10 protein-coding genes are annotated in these 7,870 nt (G+C 46.1%); 9 read left to right on the top strand and 1 reads right to left on the bottom strand.

Translation table 11 applies throughout. The features are described from left to right. Positions 1–70: 70 nt before the first annotated feature. From H8S54_RS19350 to H8S54_RS08885, 3 genes are all read left to right on the top strand, one after another. Entirely contained in the window at positions 71–607 is a 537-nt protein-coding gene (locus H8S54_RS19350; protein ID WP_186901317.1) for an RpnC/YadD family protein, read from the top strand. Beyond that, entirely contained in the window at positions 607–996 is a 390-nt protein-coding gene (locus H8S54_RS19345) for a hypothetical protein (RefSeq protein WP_186901316.1), read from the top strand. The genes H8S54_RS19350 and H8S54_RS19345 overlap by 1 nt, the downstream gene beginning before the upstream one ends. A 104-nt stretch (positions 997–1,100) precedes the next feature. Further along, positions 1,101–1,385, top strand: a complete 285-nt coding sequence (locus tag H8S54_RS08885; protein ID WP_021925129.1) for a DUF2442 domain-containing protein — start codon at positions 1,101–1,103, stop codon at positions 1,383–1,385. Between the two features lie 139 nt (positions 1,386–1,524). Here H8S54_RS08885 and H8S54_RS08880 read toward each other — a convergent pair whose 3' ends face one another. Continuing rightward, positions 1,525–2,259, bottom strand: coding sequence for a Fic family protein (locus H8S54_RS08880; protein ID WP_186901315.1), 735 nt, complete (start codon positions 2,257–2,259; stop codon positions 1,525–1,527). A gap of 477 nt (positions 2,260–2,736) precedes the next feature. On the opposite strand from H8S54_RS08880, the gene H8S54_RS08875 reads away from it, so the two are divergent. The 6 genes from H8S54_RS08875 to H8S54_RS08850 all read left to right on the top strand — a co-directional run bounded on the left by H8S54_RS08875 (position 2,737) and on the right by H8S54_RS08850 (position 7,870). Next, entirely contained in the window at positions 2,737–3,264 is a 528-nt protein-coding gene (locus tag H8S54_RS08875) for a hypothetical protein (RefSeq protein WP_173767508.1), read from the top strand. 224 nt (positions 3,265–3,488) lie between these two features. Next, positions 3,489–4,439 (top strand): hypothetical protein, encoded by a 951-nt coding sequence (locus tag H8S54_RS08870; RefSeq protein WP_186901314.1) that lies wholly within the window; start codon positions 3,489–3,491, stop codon positions 4,437–4,439. A 32-nt stretch (positions 4,440–4,471) separates the two neighbouring features. After that, positions 4,472–5,344 (top strand): hypothetical protein, encoded by an 873-nt coding sequence (locus H8S54_RS08865; protein ID WP_186901313.1) that lies wholly within the window; start codon positions 4,472–4,474, stop codon positions 5,342–5,344. A 40-nt stretch (positions 5,345–5,384) separates the two neighbouring features. Further along, positions 5,385–6,245 carry a hypothetical protein gene (locus H8S54_RS08860; protein ID WP_117849875.1) on the top strand — a complete coding sequence of 287 codons (861 nt, stop codon included), beginning with the start codon at positions 5,385–5,387 and terminating at the stop codon, positions 6,243–6,245. A gap of 3 nt (positions 6,246–6,248) precedes the next feature. Further along, positions 6,249–7,031 (top strand): hypothetical protein, encoded by a 783-nt coding sequence (locus H8S54_RS08855; protein WP_117849877.1) that lies wholly within the window; start codon positions 6,249–6,251, stop codon positions 7,029–7,031. Positions 7,032–7,102: 71 nt separating this feature from the next. Continuing rightward, complete coding sequence (locus H8S54_RS08850; protein ID WP_021927001.1) at positions 7,103–7,870, top strand: signal peptidase I; 768 nt, start codon at positions 7,103–7,105, stop codon at positions 7,868–7,870.

Here is a 7,870-nt window from a genome sequence, read left to right as displayed (position 1 = left end):
TCAAAAACATTTAAGAGCAGGAGATTTCGGAATAAGCGTGTTCAGGTCTCCTGGGAAAGGAGTACCTATTATGATGGAACTACAAGCTGGCAGTGGAGTACAGGAGGAGCAAAGCATCCTTCCGGCTGCAAACAAGAAGTACAAGGATACCATTTTTCGAATGCTTTTTTCAGATAAGAAAAATCTGTTGTCGTTGTATAATGCGCTGAATGGGAAAAACTACAGCAACTGTGACCAGTTGGAGATTGTGACCTTAGAGAATGCCATATACATGAGTATGAAGAATGATCTGGCATTTATTCTGGACCTGGATTTATTTCTATGGGAGCATCAATCTACGTACAATCCTAATATCCCGCTGCGTGATCTGATGTACATAGCCAAGGAATACGAGAAGTACATAAAAGAAAAAGGAATTTCTTTATACTCCAGCAGACAGCAGAAGATTCCAGCGCCGCAGTTTATCGTATTCTACAACGGGAACCGTAAAATCGGAGAACGTATGGAACATCGCTTGTCCGATGCATATGAAACAGTCAGAGGAGAGCCTGCACTGGAGCTAAAAGTTCTGGTAATTAACATTAATGAAGGCACAACCAGAAACTGATGGAAAGCTGCCAGATCCTGAAAGAATATGCCCAGTACGTATCAAAAGTAAGAACATACAAGAAAACGCTGAGTCTAAACGAAGCGGTAGAAAAAGCAGTGGAAGAGTGCATTCAGGAGGGAATTTTGCGGGACTTTCTCCTGAAGCACCGCGCGGAGGTAGTTGCAATGAGTATATTTGAATATGATCGGGAATGGGAAGAAGAGCTGCTCCGGAAAGAGGAATTTGAGGCCGGGAGAGAGTTAGGCGAACAATTGGGAAGAAAAGAAGAACAGAAGAATACCGAAAAAGAACGCCGCCGCGCAGATTTAGAAAAATTGCGCGCTGACAATGCAGAAAAGGAACTTATGGTTCTGAGAGAAAAGCTTACTTTGCTGCAAAACAAGTAATGGGTGAGAAGGTACCAGACCCCGGTAAATGCAGCCTGGAACAAAGCTGTAAAAGGTGAACACTTCGACAAAATCAAACCACTTCAGTAAAGGAGGGCTATTTTATGTTTACTTTAAACGGAATTGTTTATGCCAGTGAAAAGCCGGAAAATCTCCAAATATTGTCAGCCAAACCTTTGGATGATATGATGATGATTCTTACATTTTCCACTGGTGAACAGCGATTGTTTGATGCTACAGTTTTAACTGGTTCAGCATTTGCGCCACTGGCTGATGAAAAAATTTTTAAAGACTGCAAGGTGGTAGATGGCATTGTTACCTGGATGGACGAAGACATCGATTGTGCTCCTGAATACATGTACGAGCATAGTTACGCTTATCTGGCTTAATGGGCGTGAAGGTACCAGACCCCGGTAAATATTTAGGTAAGTAAATATGTTCCAGAACTATCAAATAAGGCTGGTAGAGGGCAGAGTTCTCTGGCAGTTCTTTAGATACACCCGAAAATGCCGGAAAACTCCCTTCCTCCTACTGGTTGATTAGTCTTATATAAGAATCCAATTGCTTCTCTTCCAAATCGGCAATTAAATCTGTAAAAGGAACTAAATTCTCATTTACAGCATACTCTTCCAACGCACTATAATAATTCAGCCTGTTTTCTTTGGCAATCGATATAGGTAGAAAATCATTGGCCATCAGCTGGTAATTCATAAGCAGCCTTGATGTCCTGCCATTTCCGTCAATAAACGGATGAATTCGGACAAATTCTGCATGTGTCCAGGCGGCATATTCAATTGGATTTAACACTTTCTTTTTCCATTCAAGGTCTGCATAGAAATTTTTGATCTGAACATACATTGCATTTCCAGCTGGCGGAGTATGTCCAGCCCCACTGATTCTCACCTCCTGATTTCTGTAAATTCCACCTATCATAATATTCTCTGTTAATATAGCATGTATCTCTTTTACAATACTCTCATCCAGAGTTTTTCTATCATTTATACAGCTTCTTATATAGCGGTAGGCTTTCTTGTGATTTACCACCTCATAAATTTCTCTTAGAGCCTTGCCTCCCACGGAAATCCCGTCTTCAAGAACCACCTTTGTTTCCATTAAAGTAAGCGTGTTTCCTTCTATGGCCGTAGAATTATGGGTATATGTCAACTCAAAATCTTTCTCATAGGAAGACAGTGTTACAGAATCAATTTTGGCTTTCCCTCGATTGTATATGTTTTTCTTTTGTAGCAGTCGGTTTAATTCCATATTTCATGTCACCTCGCAATAAAAACGGATTATCTTTTTGCTTTAACAATATCATACCATATGTTTTATTAATAAGCAAAAATAAAAAAGACTTTTATATCTATTTAAAAACATATATAAATATTGCTAGCATTGGTACCAGACCCCGGTAAATAGACCCCGGTAAATATTTCTATGGTCATCAATATATGACATATAAAATTAATTTTATATATTTTTAATATATTTTCTCTTCCCAAAAAGACCGGATTGTGCTATGATAACACAAAAGCATATTTCTTTCAATCATAAGGTGCATTTGCACGGTCTATCATCTAAACACATTTCAGAAATCTATGCTTTTAACCCAAAAATATTTAAGAGCAGGAGATTTCGAAATAAGTGGGTTCAGGTCTCCTGGGAAAGGAGTACCTATTAAAAATTCCTGCGCCGTAGTTTATCGTGTTTTACAATGGGAATCGTAAGATCGGGGAACGGATGGAACACCGTTTGTCCGATGCATACGAAACTGTCAGTGGAGAACCTGCACTGGAATTGAAGGTTTTGGTAATCAACATCAATGAAGGCCACAACCAGAAACTGATGGAGAGCTGCCGAATCCTGAAAGAATATGCCCAGTACGTGTCAAAAGTAAGAACATACAAGAAAACGCTGAGTTTAAACGAAACGGTAGAAAAAGCAGTGGAAGAGTGCATTCAGGAGGGGATTTTGCGGGACTTTCTCCTGAAGCACCGCGCGGAGGTAGTCGCAATGAGTATATTTGAATATGATCGGGAATGGGAAGAAGAGCTGCTCCGGAAAGAGGAATTTGAGGCCGGGAGAGAGTTAGGCGAACAATTGGGAAAGGAACTGGGAAGAAAAGAAGAACAGAAGAATACCGAAAAAGAACGAATGAACGCAGAAAAAGAACGCCGCCGAGCAGATTTAGAAAAATTGCGCGCTGACAATGCAGAAAAGGAACTTTTGGTTCTGAGAGAAAAGCTTACTTTGCTGCAAAACAAGTAGAAAATTATAACATTGGATTGTGATTAGGACAGTCATTGCCTGCTCCATTTTTATTGAGTTGATTATTCGGACTGTGGGGTCTATACATACCGCGTAATGCCGAGAACCCGCCCGGGGCTTTCTTTTGTTACGCTATTTTCTTTTTCCAATTTATTGAAAATACTCCCCGGAACTGCTATAATAAAATCTGTGTATTCACGAAAAAAATAGAATAAGGTCGAAATATGAATTACGATAACAATTTAAACCCGAATGATACAATTTCATCCCTGGATAAGGGGATGGCGTCAGGGGGCGGTGTTGGGAAGCAGGAGAATCCCAGGCAGCTGCGGAGGCGGTTTACAGCTGCGATGGTGGCTCTGCTCCTTACTTTTCTGGCGGTGTCATCAGCGACTTATGCGTGGTATATCTATAATACCAGCCGCCACACTACCAATGTGCGTATGGCAGCAGGAGCCGGTGTGAATCTGCAGATCAGCAATTCCTACAGCGGCACTTACGGTTCCGCGGCGGTTCTGGACAGCTTTGCGGGACAGCTGGTTCCGGTATCTACCAACCGAATCAGCGGCGGCTTCCAGAAAGTGCTTGGATTTACAGAAGGCAGCAGCCAGTCCGGGCTTGTGGCGAGCATCTTTGGCTCCGGAGAGCAGACCGATTACTATCAGACCAGCCTGTTTCTTCGCACCAACGGCACCTCCACGGATATCTATCTTTCCGATATCGGTTTCGAGGACAGTGACGAGAAAAATCCTATTTCGTCAGCCATCCGCGTAGGCCTGGTGGTCCATCAGGCAGGACAGAACCAGTCTGTGGACGGGGAATATATTTTTGCAATCAGTGATAAGAAGAATCCTCAGGCAGATTATAACACTGCCACTGGCCGTGAAGGCTATGTGCTGGACAGTTCCAGGACAGACGGCAGCACAGTGGCGTTTTCGCCGTATACGACGGATGCCTACTGTGAGTATAACAAGAACACTGGAACGGTAACATTGAAAGATAGTTCCCTGAAGCTGTGTACCATCACCGGAGCAGGAGATGGGGCGGTGGGAACACCGGTAGAGATTGAGATCTACATCTGGCTGGAAGGCTGCGATGAGGACTGCACCGCGAATTTATGCAGCCAGACACTGCGCAACCTGGCAGTTTCCTTTGCAGGAGTTAATAATGAGTGAGTTTCATGAAATCCCCCAGGGAGGTGACGCCCGTGAGCAATGAGCATGGCAATGACCATGATGTCAAAAATTTAAAAAAATCCTTTCATCTGTCCGTTTTGTGGATCCTGCTGCTTCTGGTAGTTTTCACAGGGTCTACCTATGCATGGTTTACCCTTTCAGGGCTTTCCTCCACCAATGTAACGCCTATGGCAGGAACCATCGGAACTGGAGATACCGTTCTTTTGATTTCCAACAGCTCCAATGGCCCCTTTGACAAAAGCTGTGAACTGGTTCTGGATGGAAATCCAACTTCTTTGAAGCCCATTTCTACAGCCAATCTGCAGAATTTTTACAAAGGCACCACCCAGACCAAGGAGGGAATTACGGTGCTTTATGCAAGTGCAGACTCCGAGGTAAATCAGGATGCCATTCACGGCACCGTATATCTGCAGTGCCAGAACGCTGCATGCGACGTATATTTTGAACCCAAGAATCTGAACCTTGGAAGCGATGCGCAGGCCCTTGCCGCGATGCGCCTTGGCCTGAAAATCACCTCTTCCACAGGAACTCAGAATCTGATTTTCAAACTGGATGCTCTTGGAAGCACAGGCAGTGCACAGTCCAGGACCACCATATCCAGAAGCTCCGCGGTTGTTTCCTCTGCGACTTCAGCAGGAGAGCCCACTTACGTGGATGATCCCTCCCTGAACATTTCCGATTATATGGCGCAGGCGGGAACCAATGAGAATGAATATAATGCAGGAAGCCAGTCTTTACTGACCCTGGAAAAGGATGAGGTGGCTTCCGTTGAATATTGGCTGTATCTGGAAGGCTGCGATGAGCAGTGCTACGACCCGGTACAGAATAAAGATTCACAGATCCAGCTTGCCTTTGCAGGCGTGGACGTGAGTGCAAACCAGTAGGATTATCGCCTGCTGAAAAGCAGCGGAAAGGAGAAGCAGAATGAAAAACGTCTTCAGGTCCTGGTTCCTGGGCATTACTACCATATTTGCCCTTCTGGCCTTTGGGGCAGCCACCTATGCATGGTTTACATCCAACCGGGCGGTTTCCACAAGCACGGCCACAGCAAGGACAGGAGAGGAGACACTGGAGCTTCAGCTAAGCAGCCAGGGAGGAAGCAGCTTCCAAAGCGTGGAGACCGCTGCCATCACCCAGGTGAACCAGACTACAGCCACCCAGCTGATGCCGGTTTCCACCGTGAATCTCTCTGATTTTGTTTATTCCCCTGCCACAGTAGATGGAATGGCATCCGCCTTTTTGCAGGTGGAAAATGAGCAGTACTATTATCATGGAAGGCTTTATATCAGGGCACAGGGCACAGGCTGGTCCGATGGAACCACTGTGAATCTTTATCTGGATCAGAGCGACGGGCTTCTTGGAGAGGCATCCAGCGGAGCGCTTCTTACCGCCTCCAGGCTGGGCCTTGTGTTTGACGGGGCCACTTCTTCCGCCGTGATCCTTCGGCTTACAGAGGATGAGAGCTCCCAGAGCCAGCAGGTTTACAACACGGTAATAAACGGCCAGACTCTTGGAAGCAACCAGGTGCTTCAGTACCAGAACGGCACTGTAAGCGCTGCCACGGATCCAAGCCAGCCGATCGCGGACTACACCGTTTCCTTTACAAGCGACAGCATCAGCCTTCCGTCCCGACCGCTTCTTACCATGAATCTGAACCAGATCTACACGCTGGATATTTATTTTTACCTGGAGGGCTGTGACCCGGACTGCTCCGACGGAATCAGCCAGGATATGGCGGACATCCACCTTGCATTTTTCGGGGCACTGAACCAGGGGGAGGTGTAACGGATGAAAAAGAATAAAGTGATCCGAAGCCGTTTCTACACCTCAGTGCTTCTGGTGCTGATGGCTCTGGTTGCGGTGACGGCGGCAACTGTGGCATGGTTTTCCATTGCAGACAACACCAGGGTTCGTTCCATGAGCCTGGACATTGTGTCGGATGTGGATCTGCGAATGGACCTGGATGCCCACAGAACCATTGGCCAGTATGTGAAAACCCTGTCCTTTGAGTCCATTGCGGCAAGGATCCTTCAGGAAAAAGGCTTTTCCATGGAGACAACGCCTATGAAGCCTGTAACCACCTCGGACTGCAGCACGTTTACCTTTGAGAACGGCAGTGCAGCAGATGCCGCAAGCGGCGTTTATCTGGAATTTACCCTGCACTTTATGGCAGAAAAGGACATGATCGTCCATCTCACAAGTGCCAACAGCAGCAGTAGCGCAGAGGATGGAACCCTGATTTCTTCGGGAAACAGCCAGCTTCCCCAGGCTATGCGCATCTCCTTTACCGCGGATGGCCAGAACTGGGTGTATGATCCCGGCATGGGAGATTCCCTTCAGAACAGCGGCACGCTTCGCACCTTTGGCATTGGAAGTGCCTCTGCCATGCGCATTTCCGATAATAACGCCATGTTTTCCCTGAAAGAGGGGCAGGACAAGGCGGTTGTGGTACATATCTGGATGGAAGGCACAGACGAGGCCTGCACAGACGAACTGCAGTCTGCGGATTATTCCATCAGAATGCGTTTTACAGGTACCGATGAAAATGGAAATACGTTCTCCGGGCAATAGTTGGTATTGACCTTGAGAGGACTTCGTAATAAAATAAAAACATACATTTTTCGTTAAGAGGGAGAAAACAAATGAAAGTATTAAAACGTATCGGAACCATCGTAATCAGTGTGCTTCTGTGGGTGGTGATCCTGGTAGCTGCTCTTTATGCATTCACTACCATGGCATCCAGGGACAACCAGAATGTGGCCAATCTTTTCGGCTATACACCGCTTACCGTACAGTCTGATTCTATGGCTCCTACCTTCAGCGCAGGGGATCTGATCTTTATCCATACATGTGATCCTTCCACTTTGAAGGAAGGGGATATTATCTGTTTCCACACAATTATTGATAATGAATATGCACTGAATACCCACCGTATCCAGAGTATTGAGACAGTGGGAGATGCCAGAAGCTACACCACCATCGGTGATAACAACAACGGCATCGCCGATCTTCATGTAATTTCAGACGGAGATATTGTTGGTAAATATGTGGGACACGTAACCGGACTTGGCAAGGTAATGGATTTCCTTTCCAGCAGCATGGGATTCCTGGTTGTGATCGTGCTTCCTATGCTTTTATTCTTCGTATACCAGATCTATCATCTGATCATGATCAGCATCAGCCTGAAGCGTGCAATGGCGGTTGAAGCTGCCAAGGAAGAGGAAGCGATCCGCATGGCAGCAAGAGAAGCTGACCAGAAGGATCAGGAGCAGGCACAGAAGGCTAAGAGCGAGGCGGAGGCAGCCCTTGAGGAGGCCAGACGTATGCGTGAGGAAGCTGAGGCGCTTCGTGCGAAGGCACAGGAGGAGCTTGAGAAGGCGAAGAAGAATGACCCGGATGGGAGGGTATAA

The sequence above is a fragment of the Blautia segnis genome (assembly GCF_014287535.1).
Classification (GTDB): Bacteria; Bacillota; Clostridia; order Lachnospirales; family Lachnospiraceae; genus Blautia_A; species Blautia_A acetigignens.
Note: the sequence above shows the minus strand (reverse complement) of the source record. Positions and strands in the feature narration are given on the sequence as shown.

Coding starts and splice junctions, on each gene's coding strand:
- H8S54_RS19350 (WP_186901317.1), top strand. CDS start 71: ATGATGGAACTACAAGCTGGCAGTGGAGTACAGGAGGAGCAAAGCATC.
- H8S54_RS19345 (WP_186901316.1), top strand. CDS start 607: ATGGAAAGCTGCCAGATCCTGAAAGAATATGCCCAGTACGTATCAAAA.
- H8S54_RS08885 (WP_021925129.1), top strand. CDS start 1,101: ATGTTTACTTTAAACGGAATTGTTTATGCCAGTGAAAAGCCGGAAAAT.
- H8S54_RS08880 (WP_186901315.1), bottom strand. CDS start 2,259: ATGGAATTAAACCGACTGCTACAAAAGAAAAACATATACAATCGAGGG.
- H8S54_RS08875 (WP_173767508.1), top strand. CDS start 2,737: ATGGAACACCGTTTGTCCGATGCATACGAAACTGTCAGTGGAGAACCT.
- H8S54_RS08870 (WP_186901314.1), top strand. CDS start 3,489: ATGAATTACGATAACAATTTAAACCCGAATGATACAATTTCATCCCTG.
- H8S54_RS08860 (WP_117849875.1), top strand. CDS start 5,385: ATGAAAAACGTCTTCAGGTCCTGGTTCCTGGGCATTACTACCATATTT.
- H8S54_RS08855 (WP_117849877.1), top strand. CDS start 6,249: ATGAAAAAGAATAAAGTGATCCGAAGCCGTTTCTACACCTCAGTGCTT.
- H8S54_RS08850 (WP_021927001.1), top strand. CDS start 7,103: ATGAAAGTATTAAAACGTATCGGAACCATCGTAATCAGTGTGCTTCTG.